The organism is Romboutsia lituseburensis (assembly GCF_024723825.1).
GTDB lineage: Bacteria > Bacillota > Clostridia > Peptostreptococcales > Peptostreptococcaceae > Romboutsia_F > Romboutsia_F lituseburensis_A.
Map to the genome: position 1 here is coordinate 2,531,931 of NZ_JANQBQ010000001.1, position 15,734 is coordinate 2,547,664.

The following is a 15,734-nucleotide window of genomic DNA, read 5'->3' on the forward strand; positions in this document are numbered from 1 at the left end:
TCATCATAATTAAGTGATTAAATATAAATAATGATAAAAATAAGGAGATAGTTAATGAAAACTAAAATTATAAATCAATTAAAAGAGATAGTAGATATAGATTTAATATCATTTCATGTTCCAGGTCATAAATTAGGAAAAGTTTATGAAAAATTAGGATATTTAGATATAGTAAAAAATATATACAAGATGGATACAACTGAAATATCAGGGACTGATAATCTTCATTCTCCAGAAGGGATAATAAAAGAATCTCAAGATAGGGCAGCACAAGTTTTTAAGAGCGATAAAACTTATTATTTAGTTAATGGAAGTACTTGTGGAATACAATCTGCTATAATGGGAGTGTGCTCACCTAATGATAAAATTATAGTAAATAGAGATTGTCATCAATCAGTTATAAATGCATGTATTTTAGGAGATATAGAACCTACATATATATTACCTAAAATTAATAAAGAAACAAATATTTTAGAGGGTGTAGATATTAAAGAAGTTTTAGAGACTATTGATAAGAATTTAGATGCTAAAGCTATATTACTTACATATCCAACTTATTACGGTATTACATATGATTTAGAAACTATTTGTGATTATGCCCATAATAGAGGCATGGTAGTTATAGTTGATGAAGCTCATGGTTCGCATTTAGGTTTAAGCACTAAACTACCTAGAACAGCATTACAGCAAGGTGCAGATATTGTTATACAAAGTGCCCATAAGACTTTACCTTCATTTACTCAATCATCTATGTTACATATTAAAGGTGATAAGGTAGATTGCAATAAAATATGCTCTATATTAAGAATTATAGAATCTTCTAGTCCATCATATTTACTTATGGCATCATTAGATTTAGCAGTTGATATATACGAAACAAAAGGCGAAGAATTAATGAACGATCTATTAATAAATATAAAAGATTTTGAAGAAAAAATAAAAGATAATAAATTAATAGATATATATAATGAATATGATAAAACAAAGATATTTATATCTTCTAAAAAACTAGGTATTACAGGTTATAATTTAGATACAATTTTAAGAGATAAATATAATATACAGGTGGAACTAGCAAATTATTATGGAGTATTATTAATATGTACCATTGGAAATGATAGATCAGACTTTAAAAATATGATAGATGCATTAAATGATATTAGCGAAAGATATTCTTTAAATAAAATGATAAATCATATAGAATATCCAATGATTATACCGGAAAAAGTATTAAATCCTAGAGAAGCATTTTATAAGGATAAAAAAAATGTTAAAATATATGATAGCATAGGAGAAGTATGTGGAGAGTATATAATTCCATATCCTCCAGGGATAAGCTTACTTTCTCCAGGAGAAAAAATATCAAAGGAAATAATCGATTACATCTTATTGTGTAATAAAAAAGGAATGAATATTAGTGGAATAAAAGATTCCAACTTAGAATTTATACAGATTGTAAAAGACTAGATGAAATATACGGAGGTGAAAATAATTAGATGGAAGTTTAAATAAATTATTCCATTTAATTAGAATATAAATATGAGCGGAAAGTTAATAATCATAGAAAGTGGATCAGATGCAAGTGGAAAAGCCACTCAAACTAAAAAATTATATGATAGACTTAAAAAAGATGGGTATAATGTAAGAAAAGTAGAATATCCAAATTATAAGTCAGAATCATCTGCGCTAGTAAAAATGTATCTTAGAGGTGACTTTGGAAAAAATCCATCAGATGTTGATCCATATGTAGCATCTACATTTTTTGCGGCAGATAGATATGCATCATTTAAAACGGAATGGGAGGAATTCTACAATCAAGGCGGAATAATACTGGCTGATAGGTATACAACGTCTAATATGGTGCACCAAGCGTCTAAGATGGACAAAGAAGATAGAGATAAATATTTAGACTGGTTGTCTGACTATGAGTTTAATATGTATAAAATACCAAAACCAGATTGTGTTGTATTTTTAGATGTACCAATAGAGTTTAGTAAAAAACTTATGGAAAATAGAAAAAATAAAATTACTGGAGATTCAAAAAAAGATATTCATGAAAGTGATATAAACTATTTAGAAAAATCTTACAATAATTCTTTAGGTATTGCAGATAAATATAAATGGAACAAAATAGAATGTGTAGAAAAAAATTCGCTAAGAAGCATAGATAGTATACATGAAGATATTTATAAAATAGTTACAGAAAGTATAAAATCTGTGGAGAGGTAAATATGTATTTTAGAAATATAATAGGGCAAGAATTTGCTAAAAAATATTTAACAAATTCTATAAAACAGAATAAGTTAAGTCATGCCTATATGTTTGAGGGTATAGATGGAATAGGGAAAAAGAAGTTAGCTGATGAGTTATCTAAAATATTATTAAATAGTGAGAATATAGAAAATAGCCAAGATTATATAAATATATATCCTGATGGAAATAGTATAAAAATAGCTCAAATAAGAAAGCTACAAACTGATATAATTATAAAACCACACAAAGATTATAAGATATACGTTTTTAATGATGCAGAAAAAATGACTATAGAAGCTCAAAATGCATTATTAAAAACATTAGAAGAACCACCAAAATATGCGATAATGATTTTGATTACAAGTAATAAAGATGCTTTATTAGATACTATAAAATCTAGATGTGAGATAATAAAGTTTTTACCAATATCGTTATTAGACTTAAAAAAATACTTAATAAAAACAGGGGTAGAGGAACAGAGATCACAATTATTAGCAACATTTTCAAGAGGAAGTATAAAAAAGGCTTTAGAATTATCCGAATCAGCTGAGTTTGCTGTTATGAGGGATGATATACAGTCATACATACAAACTATACTTGATAGAAATATAGTTGAAATACTAGAAATACCTAACCAAATGGATAAATATAAGGCTGAAATAATAAGTATACTAGATATGATAATAAATTATTTTAGGGATATTATGATTTTAAAGGAAAAGGTAGATAAAAGTATGATAATTAATTCTGATAAAATAACATTTGTTCAAAATATGGGTAAAAAAATTAGTTATTCTCAAGTATCTAAGATTATTGATATAATAGAAGAAACAAAGAAAAAGATACGAAGCAATTGTAACTTTAATATCAGTATACAAGTGATGGCTTTGAATATATATGAGGTGATTAAATGATAAAGATAGTAGGTGTTAGATTTAAAAGTGCAGGTAAAATATACTATTTTGATCCTGTAAATTTAGAAGTTGAAAAGAATCAAGACGTGGTAGTAGAAACTGCTAGGGGATTAGAATATGGAACAGTAGTTGTTGGGCCAAAGGAAATAGATGAAAATGAATTAGTGTCACCATTAAAACCAATCATAAGAATAGCAGCACCTGAAGATACAAAGACATATCTTGAAAATAAAGAAAAAGCAAAAGAAACATTTGAATTATGCCAAAAGAAAATTAAAGAGCATGATTTAACTATGTTTTTAATAGATTGTGAATATACATTTGATAGAAATAAATTAATATTCTATTTTACTGCGGAAGGAAGAATAGATTTTAGGGAATTAGTAAAAGATTTAGCTGCTATATTTAAAACTAGAATAGAATTAAGACAAATTGGAGTAAGGGATGAAGCTAAATCAATAGGTGGATTAGGCCCATGTGGAAGAAGTTTATGTTGTTCATCTTGGCTAGGAGATTTCCAACCAGTATCAATAAAAATGGCTAAAGATCAAAGTTTATCTCTTAACCCTACTAAAATCTCAGGGATATGTGGAAGATTATTCTGCTGCTTAAAGTATGAGCATGACGTATATGCAGAAGCAATAGATGTAATGCCTGTAGTAGGAGCTATAGTAAAAGTTGAAGAAGGAAAAGGAAAAGTAATAGAAATAAATCCATTACTAGAACAAGTTAGAGTTGAATTTAATGATAAAACTATAAAAATATACCACAGGGAAGAGGTAAAGATATTACATGAACCTAAAAAATGTGGAGGATGTATGAATTTAAGAGCAGAGGGGCTTGATGAAGCTACTCTAAGAGAATTAAAAAAATTAGAAGACTAAAAAGTTGTAAATAAAAATTAAGGGGGTAGGAATTTTCCTACCTTTTTACGTGTAAATTAGACAAAAGTAAATTATAATAATTATTATTACTTTTAATTAAAAAATGAATTATAATAATAAAAATATTATATGAGAAATAAAAATTAAAATAAAAATTTTAAATAAAAAACATAACGACAATAAAAATATATTCGTAAAGGAGATTTAAATGGATATACAATTAAAAGAGACAGAAAGAATAGATGATTTACAGTTAAAAGGGCTAAAGCTTATACAGGATACTACTGGATTTTGTTTTGGTATAGATGCTGTATTGTTAGCTAATTTTGCTAAGGTAAAGAGAGGTGCTAACGTAGCTGATTTAGGGACAGGAACAGGTATAATACCAATATTAATAGCTGGAAAAAGTGAAGCTAAGAAAGTAGTAGGAGTAGAAATACAAGAAGAAGTACATGAAATGGCTACTCGTTCTGTAAAATTAAATAATTTAGAAGATAGAGTTCAAATAATAAATGCAGACATAAAAACTATAGATAAAAAGTTAGAAGTACATGGATATCATGTGGTAACTTCAAATCCTCCATATATGCATGAAGGGGGTATAAAAAATCCTAATGATAAAAAAATGATTTCAAGACATGAGGTTAAATGTACATTAGAAGATGTTATAAGAGCTGCATCAAGACTTACAATGCCAAAAGGTAAATTTTACATGATACATAGACCTATCAGATTAGTAGATATATCTACGTTAGGAAGAAAATACAACTTAGAGCCTAAGCAAATACAATTTGTACATCCAAGAGCAGGTAAAGCACCAAACTTAATTTTAGTTGAATTTGTTAAAGATGGAAGACCAGAGTTAAAGATACTAGATCCATTATATGTTTATGGTGAAGATGGAAATTATACAGATGAAATAAAAGAAATATATGCAAATGAAAATATAGGAGAATAATAATGAGTGGAAAATTATATATATGTCCTACACCTATAGGAAATTTAGAGGATATGACTTATAGAACGGTGAGAATATTAAATGAAGTAGATGTAATTGCAGCAGAAGATACAAGACATAGTATCAAGCTTTTAAATCACTTTGAAATTTCAAAACCTCTTACAAGTTATCATGAACACAATAAAGATTTTAAGGGTGGGTACTTAATAGATAAATTATTAGATGGTGAAAGCATAGCACTAATAAGTGATGCTGGTATGCCAGGAATATCTGACCCAGGAGAAGATATAATAAAACAAGCTATAGAAAACAATATAGAAATAGAAGTATTACCAGGAGCGACAGCATCTATAACAGCATTAGTTGGTTCAGGTATAGAAACAAGTAAATTTGCCTTTGAAGGATTTTTAGACAGAGATAAAAAGGTTAGAAGAAAACAGCTGGAAGAAGTAAAAGAAGAAACAAGAACCATAATCTTTTATGAATCACCTCATAGATTAAAAGAAACATTAAAAGATATGTTAAATATATTAGGAAATAGAAAAATAGCTTTAAATCGAGAACTTACAAAAAAATACCAAGAAGTAATAAGAGAAGATATAGAAACTGCTATAAATATATTTAATGAAAAAGAAGTTAAAGGTGAATTTGTATTAATTGTCGAGGGATTTAAAGGCGAAAAAACTATTAAAAATAGTTATGAAGATCTTAATGAACGAGAATATGTAATAACTTTAATAGAAGAAGGAATGACCAAAAAAGATGCTATAAAAGCAGTATGTAAAGATAGAAAAATAAAAAAAGATGTAGTATATAAACAAGTATTAGATTTATAAAATAGAAAATCTGGGGTGACTTATAAATATGAAACTACAAAATATATTAAAAAACAGTTTATGCAGTGAAAGTACCTATGATAAATTAATAGAGCTAGATAAAGACTCAATATTAAAAGAAATTATACCTCAAATTGGAGATATGAAGAACGTTGGAGAGTGTAAATATCATGTAGTTAATGCATACGAACACTCCCTAAATGCCTTAAAAGAGCTAGAACAAACTATTAATAGAGATAACTTTTTTTCTAGTCACTTATTTGGAGAAATCGAAGCTTATTTAAATACAATATTAAAAGAAGGCATTACAAAATTTCAATTATTAAAATTAGGTGTATTTTTACATGATATAGGTAAGCCTGAAAGCAAAACAGTTGATGATACAGGTAGAGCTCATTTTAAAGGACATGAAATCGTGGGAGAAGAGATTGTTATTAACTTGGGTAAATCATTGGGGTTTGATGACCAGACAATTAATTTACTTGCTAAGTATGTTAGGTATCATATGATATTATTAGTACTTTACAAAAAAAATGATATGAGTAAGGATAATTTATTTGACATCTTTAAAACTTTAGGAGATGACGTTATTGGAGTATTATTATTAGGGTATTGTGATATAGTATCGACAAGAAAACTTTTAAATCCTAATGAGGATTCGGGAGTTATAAAATCATATATGGAATATATATTAACTAATTATTTATATAGATATAAAATGCTATAAATAATTAGTAGTTATAATTTTATATAAAAATCTAAATAAATAAAATAGGTGTCTACAATAATTTTTATTATTGGTGACACCTATTTTATTTATATTGAAACTATACATTTAATATCTAAAAGTTATAATATAGATTTTGCCTGTATAGGTGTTGATAATATAACAGAAGTCTTAGTTGATCCTATTTTCTTTATAGAATCTATAACGTTTTCAAGTTCGTACATATCCTTAACTATAACTTTTAACACAGAACAGTCATCACCAGTTATATGATGGCACTCAACTATTCTAGGATCTCTACGAGCCTCGTCGATAAAATCAACATATTTATTACTAGGTAAAGATATATGAATAAATGCTTTTATAACTCTACCTAAAGCATCAGGATTAACTATAGCTTTATAACCTTCTATAATACCTGATTCTTCTAATCTTTTAACTCTTTCAGAAACAGCAGGAGAAGTTAATCCAACTATTTTTCCTAAATCTTTCATAGAAATTCTACCATCAGTTTGAAGTATTTCTATAATTTTGTGATCTGTAATATCCATTTTTAAATCCCCCTTAATTAAGATAATATTTATAAGAATTTTTTAGAATCTATCATTGTAGTTTTCAAACTCCAAAGTTCATGAGATAAGTCTACTTTATAAGTCTGTGGATTTGAAAGTCTTCTATATTCATCCCATAAAGTATCTAATTCATTTTTCACATATTCTCTTATTTGCATAACAGGCTTACTATTATGTTTACATACTCCATTTATAAATAGAGGTTTATGAAGCTGTTTAATTGTATATTTTTCAAATGTTTTTGATTTCCAAGTATATAATGGATGGAATATTGTCAATGGCTTAGAATCATCAATAACTTCATCATGCAACATTATTAAATCTGCCTCAGATTTTCCATATTCATTATATATTCTAACAACTTTTTTATAGCCTGGATTATTTATTTTTTCAGGATCTTCTGATAGTTTTATTTTAGGTTCAATTTCATCATTACTATTAAATGATGCGGCTAATTTATAGACACCGCCTAAAGATGGCGAATCAGAAGATGTTATAAGCTTTGTTCCAACGCCCCATGAATTTATAGTTGCCCCTTCAGCTTTTAGAGCAGTTATGGCATACTCATCAAGGTCGTTTGAAGCTGTTATGCTAATATCTGTAAATCCTTCTTTATTTAATTCTTTTGAACATTTCTTAGATAAATATTGCAAGTCTCCAGAGTCTAGTCTTATACCCATAGGTTTATGACCTTTTTCTCTCAGATCTTTAAAAACTTTAATAGCATTAGGTAGACCGCTATTTAATACATTGTAAGTATCAACTAATAGTAAACACTTATCTGGATATATATCAGCATAGGCCTTAAATGCATCTAATTCAGTATCAAATTTTTGTATCCAACTATGAGCTTGTGTACCAACCACAGGTATATCAAATAATTTTCCTGCTAGTACGTTAGCAGTTGCACTACATCCTCCTATCATAGCAGCTCTAGCCCCATAAGTTCCTGCATCAGGACCTTGAGCACGTCTTAATCCAAATTCAAATACTGGATCCTCTTGGGCTGCAAAACAAACTCTAGAAGCTTTAGTAGCTATCAGTGATTGGAAATTAACAATAGTAAGTAAAGCGGTTTCAATAAGCTGAGCTTGGTATAATGGTGCCTTTACAGTAAGTATAGGTTCATTAGGGAACATGATAGTTCCTTCTTCCACCGCATATATATCTCCGGTAAACTTAAAATCTTTCAAAAACGTTAAAAAATTATCAGAAAATAAGTTCAAACTTTTAAGATATTTTAAATCTTCCTCTGAAAAATGAATGTTATTTATATATTCAACAAACTGTTCAATTCCACAAACTATAGTGTATCCACTGTTGCATGCATTTTTTCTAAAAAACATATCAAATACAACAATATCTTCATGTATATTTTTTTCGAAATATCCATTTAACATAGTAAGTTGATATAAATCAGTAAGAAGCGTTAAATTTCTCATTATATTTCTCCTTAATATAAAATTATAAAATTTACTTTTACTATATAAATTTATAGTAAATCCATATGTATAAAAAACCCCACATATATACTAAAACATAATATAGTACAACTTTCAAGTATAAAGTATCACAGTGCAAGCATAAAATTATTTAGGAGGTGTAGATTGAATGGGAAAAATATGGTTTTATATGCTTGCAATAGGAATATTAGGAAGTATATTTTCTAATAATTTAGGAGAATTAAATAAAGTTATTTTAACAGAAGCATCAAGAGGTGTAGAGTTTGCAATAAGCTTAGCCGGCGTAATGGCTCTATGGATGGGGATAATGAATATAGCTAAAGATTCAGGGTTGATTGAAAAAATTGGACAAAAACTTAATCCACTAATGAGAAAATTATTTCCGTCTATTCCTCCAGGTCACAAGGCAATGTCTTATATGGTTATGAATATAGCTTTAAATATGGTAGGGGCAGGTAATGGTGCTACAGCATTTGGATTAAAAGCGATGGATGAGCTTCAAACACTAAATCACAAAAAAGATACAGCGTCAAATGATATGATAATGTTTCTTGTGATAAATATATCCTCTATACAATTAATACCATTTACAATGCTAAAAGTAAGAATGGACTTAGGATCACAAAATCCATCAGAAATTATATTGACTACATTATTTGCAACAGTAGTATCAACAATAGTAGCTATAATTACATGTAAGATGCTTGAAAGTAGAAGGAGGTATAGATAATGGAATTGTTTTCTAATATATTAGTACCTTTAATAATTTTGTATATAATAGTTTATGGTAGACATAAAAAAATAGATATATATGATAGTTTTATAAAAGGAGCAATAGACGGATTAAAATCGGCTTGGTCTATAGCACCATATATAATAGGAATATTTTTAGCTATAGGAATTTTTAAAACAGGAAAAGGAATAGAGATGTTAGAGTTTTTATTCAAACCTATAGCTAATTTAATGAGCATACCAAAGGAACTTATTGGATTGATTATAGTCAAGCCTTTGTCTGGAAGCGGGGCTCTTGGTATGTATACAGAGTTAGCTCAAAGGGTAGGAGTTGATAGTCTAGTAGAAAAAATGGGTTCTACGATAGTTGGTGCTTCAGAAACAATATTTTATACAATGGCAATATATTATGGAAGTTTAAAAATAAAAAATACACGACATACTTTGCATTGTGCTATGATTTGCCATATAGCAGGCGTAATAGCATCAGTATTTATATGTTACATAATGTTTGTATAGTAATTAAATAGTAATAAAATAAGAGAATATATACTATTTTATAAATTTTTATATAATTAGTATTAAATAGTAACAAAAAATGAGTTATAATAATATGTATAAAATATATTAATTTAGTAAAATATAGAAACATATAGAAGCGAAGAAGAGAAGAGTAAATAATGATTTTTTCTACAGAGAGCTGGGTTAGGTGAAAACTAGCGTAAAATGAACTATTGAAGATGGCCTCAGAGCTTTTTATCCGAATAATAGTATTATTACTATTTTTAAGATAAAACGATTAGACTCGTTATAGTCTACTAAGATATCTAGCATATATCCATTTTAAAATGTTTATTGTAGAACATTTTAAAATTATAATATATATTTGTCTAGATAAATTAGGGTGGTACCGTGATTAATCTCGCCCCTATGTTTTATAGGAGGCGAGTTTTTTAGTTTAAATAAAAATAAATCGATATAGTAGGAGGCAAAATAATATGACAAAGCCAAGTTTTTATGTAACAACACCTATATATTACCCAAGTGGTAATCTTCACATAGGTCATACTTATACAACAGTTGCAGCAGATGCAATAGCAAGATTTAAACGTTTCTGTGGATATGATGTAAAGTTCTTAACAGGAACAGATGAACACGGAGAAAAAATACAAAAAACTGCTAGAGAGAAAGGTATGACAGAGATAGAGTACTTAGATGGAATGATAGCAGATATACAAAAATTATGGAATACTATGGATATATCATATGATGATTTCATAAGAACAACACAAGACAGACATAAGGTTATAATACAAAAAATATTTACTAAATTATATGAGCAAGGTGATATCTACAAAGGTGCATATGAAGGAAAATACTGTACTCCATGTGAAAGTTTCTGGACGGAATCTCAATTATTAGAAGGAAATAAATGCCCAGACTGCGGAAGAGAAACATATGATGCTAAGGAAGAAGCGTACTTCTTTAAATTATCTAAGTATGAAAATAGATTAAGAGAATTATTTGCAGACCCTAACTTCTGTTTCCCAGTATCTAGAAAAAATGAAATGGTTGCTAACTTCTTAGATAAAGGATTAGAAGATTTATGTGTAACTAGAACTACTTTTGATTGGGGTATAAAAGTTCCATTCGACGAAAAACATGTAATATATGTTTGGGTAGATGCTTTATGTAACTATATAACAGCTCTTGGATACATGAGTGAAAATGATAGCGAATATAAAAAATTCTGGCCAGCAAATGTTCATATAGTAGGTAAAGAAATAATGAGATTCCATACTATAATATGGCCAGCGATACTTATGGCATTAGGTGAAGAAGTACCTACACAAGTATACGGACATGGATGGATATTATTTGATAATGATAAGATGAGTAAATCAAAAGGTAATATAGTATATCCAGAACAAATGATAGAAAGATATGGCGTGGATGCTCTAAAATACTTCTTATTAAGAGAATTTGCATTTGGTCAAGATGGAAACTATACTCATAGAAACTTTGTAACAAGACTTAACTCAGATCTTGCTAATGATTTAGGAAACTTAGTAAGCAGAACGGTAGCAATGGTAGAAAAATATAATGGTGGGATAATACCAATGCCTAAAGCAACTACTGAATTTGATGCAGATTTAAAATTAGTTGCTAAGCTTTCAGTAGAAAACTTTGAAAATGAAATGAATAAACTTCAATTTAATGAAGCATTAGAGAGTGCTTGGAAATTAATAAGAAGAACTAATAAATATATAGATGAAACTATGCCTTGGGCTTTAGCTAAAGATGAATCTCAAAAAGATACTTTAGATACAGTATTATATAACTTATGTGAATCTATAAGAATAGTAGCTACACTTATAAACCCAATAATGAATGCTACTGCTAAGAAGATATATACTCAATTAGGAGTAACAGATGAAAATATGATGACTTGGGAAAGTGTTAAAACATTTGGGCTTATAGGAGAAGACACAAAAGTTCATAAAGGAGAATCTTTATTCCCAAGATTAGATATAGAGAAAGAAGTAGAAGAGCTAAACGAGCTATTCTCAGAAAAGAAGGAAGAAGCAAAAGAAGAACCTATAGAGCATAAAGAAAATATAACTATAGATGAATTAGATAAAGTTGAATTAAGAGTTGGTAAAGTTATAAGTTGTGAAAAACATCCAAAAGCAGATAGATTATTAGTATCTCAAATAAAAATCGGACCAGAAACTAGACAAATAGTATCAGGAATAGCTAAGTGGTACAAGCCAGAAGATATGGTTGGAAAAGATGTAGTAGTAGTATGCAATTTAAAGCCAGTTAAATTAAGAGGTGTAGAATCTCAAGGTATGATACTAGCAGCTGGAAATGATGGAGACGATTTAGTTGTTCCTGTAGCAACAGGTGCTAAGGATGGATGCGAAGTTCGTTAATCAGTTAGGAGTGTAAAAAATGTTATTTGACTCACACGCACATTTAAATGATGCAAGATTTGATGAAGATAGAGAAGAATTAATAAATTCTTTAAAAGATAAGCAAGTAGATTTAGTTCTGAATCCAGGTGCAGATATAGAAAGCTCTATAACTAGTGTAGAATTAGCAAATAAATATGACTTTATATACGCAGCAGTTGGAGTACATCCACATGATGTAGGAGAGCTAGATAATACAGCTATAGATATTCTTAGAAAGCTTGCTACTGAAAATGAAAAAGTAGTAGCAATAGGTGAAATTGGATTAGATTATTACTATGATAACTCTCCTAGGGGAATTCAAAGAGAATGGTTTAAAAAGCAAATAGAATTAGCTAATGAACTAAAATTACCTATAATAATACATGATAGAGATGCACATGGAGATACTTTTGAGATAATAAAAAATACTAAATCTCCTGAAATAGGATGTGTACTTCATTGCTATAGTGGAAATGTAGAATTAGCTAAAGAGTATGTAAAGATGGGATGTTATATTTCTATTCCAGGGACAGTTACTTTTAAGAATAATAAAAAAACAAGAGAAGTAGCTAAAGAAATACCGTTAGAGTACTTATTAATAGAAACGGATTCTCCATATATGGCACCAGAACCACATAGAGGAAAGAGAAATGATCCATCATTAGTTCAATTTGTAGCAGATAGAATAGCTCAAGAAAAAGGAATTTCTTATGAGAAAATATGTGAAGCTACAAAAGAAAATGCAAAAAGATTATTTAATATAAAATAATTAATAAAAAAGCACTAGTTAAAAACTAGTGCTTTTTTACATTTAAGTAAATTATTATGCACAAAAAATCTAATTTAGTAGAACTAATAATTAAAGTGTAAAAAAATCTATAATTAAATGTAAAAAATATATATAAAATAAATAGACAATCATGGTGTATACTGGTTAATATATAAATAGAAGCATAGAGATATAATCTGTATATGGGTACCTAGATTATATTGAGCAATTGGTACAACCGGCTAAAAATATTTAAGATGTTTTTAGCCTTTTTTAGATACAAATAAGGTTTAACTTTAATTGAATTTAAAAAAGGCATTTAAGGAATCAATTAAATTATTATTGAACTTAAAAACCTACTTTAATTGTACTTGGAGGATGTATGAACGAAAATCAGTATAATAAGCACCTTGAATTAAAGAAAAATATACTCAAAAGTAAAAATATTAAAGAAGCTGGATTTACACTAGTGTATCAACCAAAGATAAATCTAGAAAATAAGCACGTAATTTCATGGGAAGTTTTAAGCAGATGGGAACATAAAAAATATGGATTTATATCACCTATTGAATTTATAAAAATTATAAAAGAACTAGAAATGGAGTATCAATTTGATATTTATGTATTAGAAGAGGTATATGAAGATATTAGTACTATAAATGGTGATAGCAATACATATTCTATAAATATATCAACAAATACATTAAAAATAAAAAATATAGATAAAGAAATTATCGATATAACTAAAAGATATAATATAAATCCTAAAAATATAACTTTTGAGGTAGTAGAAACTAGTGACATAGAATCATATGATCTTATAACTGATACGATAAATAATCTTAATAATATAGGTTTTAGCATATCCATAGATGACTTTGGTACAGGATATTCATCTTACTATAGATTGTGTAATATGAAATTTAATGAAATAAAGATTCCTAAAGAATTTTTACCGACAGACACAACAGATAAAGAAAGAAAGATAAAAGTATTAAAGAGTATTGTAGATATGGCAAAAAGCTTAGAGTGTAAGGTAGTTATAGAAGGTATTGAAACGATTGAAAATCATAAATTAGCTAAAATGCTTGAGATTGATTATGCGCAAGGTTTTTTATATTCTCATCCTATTTCATTTGAAGAATATTTAAATTTGATGGCAAATGAATAATGTTGTAATAACTCCTTGATATTATGAATATAGTTTATAGAAAAGCTTATAAACTTTTATTTACTAAAGAGGGGGAGAGGTTTACTTATGGGTGTTAAAAATACATTCAAAGGTCCTATACTACTTATGTTAACAGCAGGTACGATAGTATTAGGAACATACTCTGGAATAAACAAAGAGATATCATTAACTTTAGATGGACAAACTGTAAAATATGATACTGTTTCAAATACTGTAGAATCATTTTTAGTTAATAAAAAGATAAAGGTACCAGAAGGTAGTAGGATAGAACCTAATTTAAATACAAAACTAACTAATAACATGGATATAGAAATAGTAACTCAGTTTCCTATAAAAATAAAAGATGGAAAAAGAGTATTAGAACATGAAACTAATAAAACAACTGTAGCAGAAGTATTAGAAGAATGTAATATAGGGGTTAAAGATAAAGATATATTAAATAAAGATTTAAATCAAAAAATAAATTCAGAAGATACTATAGAAATAATAAGGGTTAGCGAAAGCATAAAGAAAGAAGTCAAAGAAATTCCATTTAAAATAAAGATAGTAGAAGATAATGCATTACTAGAAGGAAAGACAAAAACGAAAATATATGGTAAAAAAGGAAAGATAGAGATATCTTATAAAATATTATCTAAGAATGGAAATATAGTCTCAAAAACTAAAGTAGCAGAAAAAGTATTAGAAAAACCTCAAAATGAGATAGTTAAGAAGGGATCTTTAAAAACAAGCACTGTTTAAAAATATAAAATAAAAAATATTTATTATTAAAATAAAAGCTATAGTGCATAATTGTACTATAGCTTTTATTTTTCTTGATAAAATTACGTAAAAAACGTAAAATATAAAGATGTAAGTTAAGATACGAGATTAATAATATATAAAAAGGTGACGCAATAATGATAAAAGAAATAATAGTTGTAGAAGGAAAAGATGATGTTACTGCTGTAAAAAGGGCTCTTGATGCAGAACTTATAACTACCGGTGGATTTGGATTTCCAAAAGGTGTTATGGAACGTATAAAATCAGCACAAAAAAGAAGAGGCGTAATAATATTTACAGATCCTGATTTTGCAGGTGAAAAAATAAGAAAAAAAATAGCGGCAGAAGTACCAGGATGTAAGCATGCATTTTTACCAAGAGAAGAAGCTAAAAAAGATGGAGATATAGGAATCGAAAATGCTACTCCAAAGAGTATAATAGCAGCTCTTGAAAAAGTAAGAACTGAAAGTGCGGAAAAAAGAGAAGAATTTAAGCAAGTAGATTTAATTAGAAATGGGCTTATAGGTAATGAAGATGCATCTATAAGAAGGGATGAATTAGGTAAAATACTTGGCATAGGATATGGAAATGCAAAACAATTTTTAAATAGATTAAATAATTATGGTGTAACTAGAGAAGAATTTGAACAAGCTTTAGATACAATTTAAGCCATTGATTATTTAATATAGTAGTAAGTTTAATTTTATTACTTTAA

The 15,734-nt window shown here is 27.9% G+C and carries 16 protein-coding genes, 1 riboswitch and 1 other annotated feature; of the genes, 14 read left to right on the top strand and 2 right to left on the bottom strand.

The features are described 5' to 3' along the window. The first annotated feature begins 54 nt into the window (after positions 1–54). The 7 genes from NWE74_RS12475 (at position 55) to NWE74_RS12505 (ending at position 6,572) form a co-directional block, all read left to right on the top strand. Positions 55–1,467, top strand: coding sequence for an aminotransferase class I/II-fold pyridoxal phosphate-dependent enzyme (locus tag NWE74_RS12475; RefSeq protein WP_258243346.1), 1,413 nt, complete (start codon positions 55–57; stop codon positions 1,465–1,467). A 72-nt stretch (positions 1,468–1,539) separates the two neighbouring features. Then, complete coding sequence (locus NWE74_RS12480) at positions 1,540–2,229, top strand: dTMP kinase (RefSeq protein ID WP_258243347.1); 690 nt, start codon at positions 1,540–1,542, stop codon at positions 2,227–2,229. Between the two features lie 2 nt (positions 2,230–2,231). After that, positions 2,232–3,167, top strand: a complete 936-nt coding sequence (locus NWE74_RS12485) for an ATP-binding protein (RefSeq protein WP_258243348.1) — start codon at positions 2,232–2,234, stop codon at positions 3,165–3,167. Then, positions 3,164–4,051, top strand: coding sequence for a PSP1 domain-containing protein (locus tag NWE74_RS12490; protein WP_258243349.1), 888 nt, complete (start codon positions 3,164–3,166; stop codon positions 4,049–4,051). The genes NWE74_RS12485 and NWE74_RS12490 overlap by 4 nt, the downstream gene beginning before the upstream one ends. A gap of 208 nt (positions 4,052–4,259) precedes the next feature. After that, positions 4,260–5,009, top strand: coding sequence for a tRNA1(Val) (adenine(37)-N6)-methyltransferase (locus NWE74_RS12495; protein WP_258243350.1), 750 nt, complete (start codon positions 4,260–4,262; stop codon positions 5,007–5,009). Positions 5,010–5,011: 2 nt separating this feature from the next. Then, a complete protein-coding gene (rsmI, locus tag NWE74_RS12500) occupies positions 5,012–5,845 on the top strand; it encodes a 16S rRNA (cytidine(1402)-2'-O)-methyltransferase (protein WP_258243351.1) in 834 nt (277 codons plus the stop codon). Positions 5,846–5,873: 28 nt separating this feature from the next. Continuing rightward, positions 5,874–6,572 carry an HD domain-containing protein gene (locus NWE74_RS12505; RefSeq protein ID WP_258243352.1) on the top strand — a complete coding sequence of 233 codons (699 nt, stop codon included), beginning with the start codon at positions 5,874–5,876 and terminating at the stop codon, positions 6,570–6,572. Positions 6,573–6,694: 122 nt separating this feature from the next. Here the strand turns inward: NWE74_RS12505 and NWE74_RS12510 are convergent, their stop codons facing one another. Both NWE74_RS12510 and NWE74_RS12515 read right to left on the bottom strand, forming a co-directional pair. Further along, entirely contained in the window at positions 6,695–7,123 is a 429-nt protein-coding gene (locus NWE74_RS12510; RefSeq protein WP_092727615.1) for an Lrp/AsnC family transcriptional regulator, read from the bottom strand. A 29-nt stretch (positions 7,124–7,152) separates the two neighbouring features. Continuing rightward, the gene (locus NWE74_RS12515; RefSeq protein WP_258243353.1) at positions 7,153–8,586 is read right to left on the bottom strand and encodes a nicotinate phosphoribosyltransferase; all 1,434 of its coding nucleotides are present in this window, start codon (positions 8,584–8,586) and stop codon (positions 7,153–7,155) included. Between the two features lie 169 nt (positions 8,587–8,755). Here NWE74_RS12515 and NWE74_RS12520 point away from each other — a divergent pair, with 169 nt between their 5' ends. The 7 genes from NWE74_RS12520 (at position 8,756) to rnmV (ending at position 15,687) form a co-directional block, all read left to right on the top strand. Further along, positions 8,756–9,337: a nucleoside recognition domain-containing protein gene (locus NWE74_RS12520; RefSeq protein ID WP_258243354.1), complete on the top strand. Its 582-nt coding sequence runs from the start codon at positions 8,756–8,758 to the stop codon at positions 9,335–9,337. Then, the gene (locus NWE74_RS12525) at positions 9,337–9,858 is read left to right on the top strand and encodes a spore maturation protein (protein ID WP_258243355.1); all 522 of its coding nucleotides are present in this window, start codon (positions 9,337–9,339) and stop codon (positions 9,856–9,858) included. The genes NWE74_RS12520 and NWE74_RS12525 overlap by 1 nt, the downstream gene beginning before the upstream one ends. A 133-nt stretch (positions 9,859–9,991) precedes the next feature. After that, positions 9,992–10,272, top strand: a binding site (T-box leader). 35 nt (positions 10,273–10,307) lie between these two features. Continuing rightward, complete coding sequence (metG, locus tag NWE74_RS12530) at positions 10,308–12,275, top strand: methionine--tRNA ligase (protein WP_258244456.1); 1,968 nt, start codon at positions 10,308–10,310, stop codon at positions 12,273–12,275. A 19-nt stretch (positions 12,276–12,294) separates the two neighbouring features. Beyond that, positions 12,295–13,065: a TatD family hydrolase gene (locus tag NWE74_RS12535; protein ID WP_258243356.1), complete on the top strand. Its 771-nt coding sequence runs from the start codon at positions 12,295–12,297 to the stop codon at positions 13,063–13,065. Positions 13,066–13,234: 169 nt separating this feature from the next. Further along, positions 13,235–13,318, top strand: a riboswitch (cyclic di-GMP riboswitch). A gap of 129 nt (positions 13,319–13,447) precedes the next feature. Beyond that, entirely contained in the window at positions 13,448–14,236 is a 789-nt protein-coding gene (locus NWE74_RS12540) for an EAL domain-containing protein (RefSeq protein WP_258243357.1), read from the top strand. A gap of 87 nt (positions 14,237–14,323) precedes the next feature. After that, the gene (locus NWE74_RS12545; protein WP_258243358.1) at positions 14,324–14,998 is read left to right on the top strand and encodes a G5 domain-containing protein; all 675 of its coding nucleotides are present in this window, start codon (positions 14,324–14,326) and stop codon (positions 14,996–14,998) included. A gap of 158 nt (positions 14,999–15,156) precedes the next feature. After that, on the top strand, positions 15,157–15,687 hold the full coding sequence (gene rnmV / locus NWE74_RS12550) for a ribonuclease M5 (protein ID WP_258243359.1): 531 nt from the start codon (positions 15,157–15,159) through the stop codon (positions 15,685–15,687). Positions 15,688–15,734 lie beyond the last annotated feature (47 nt).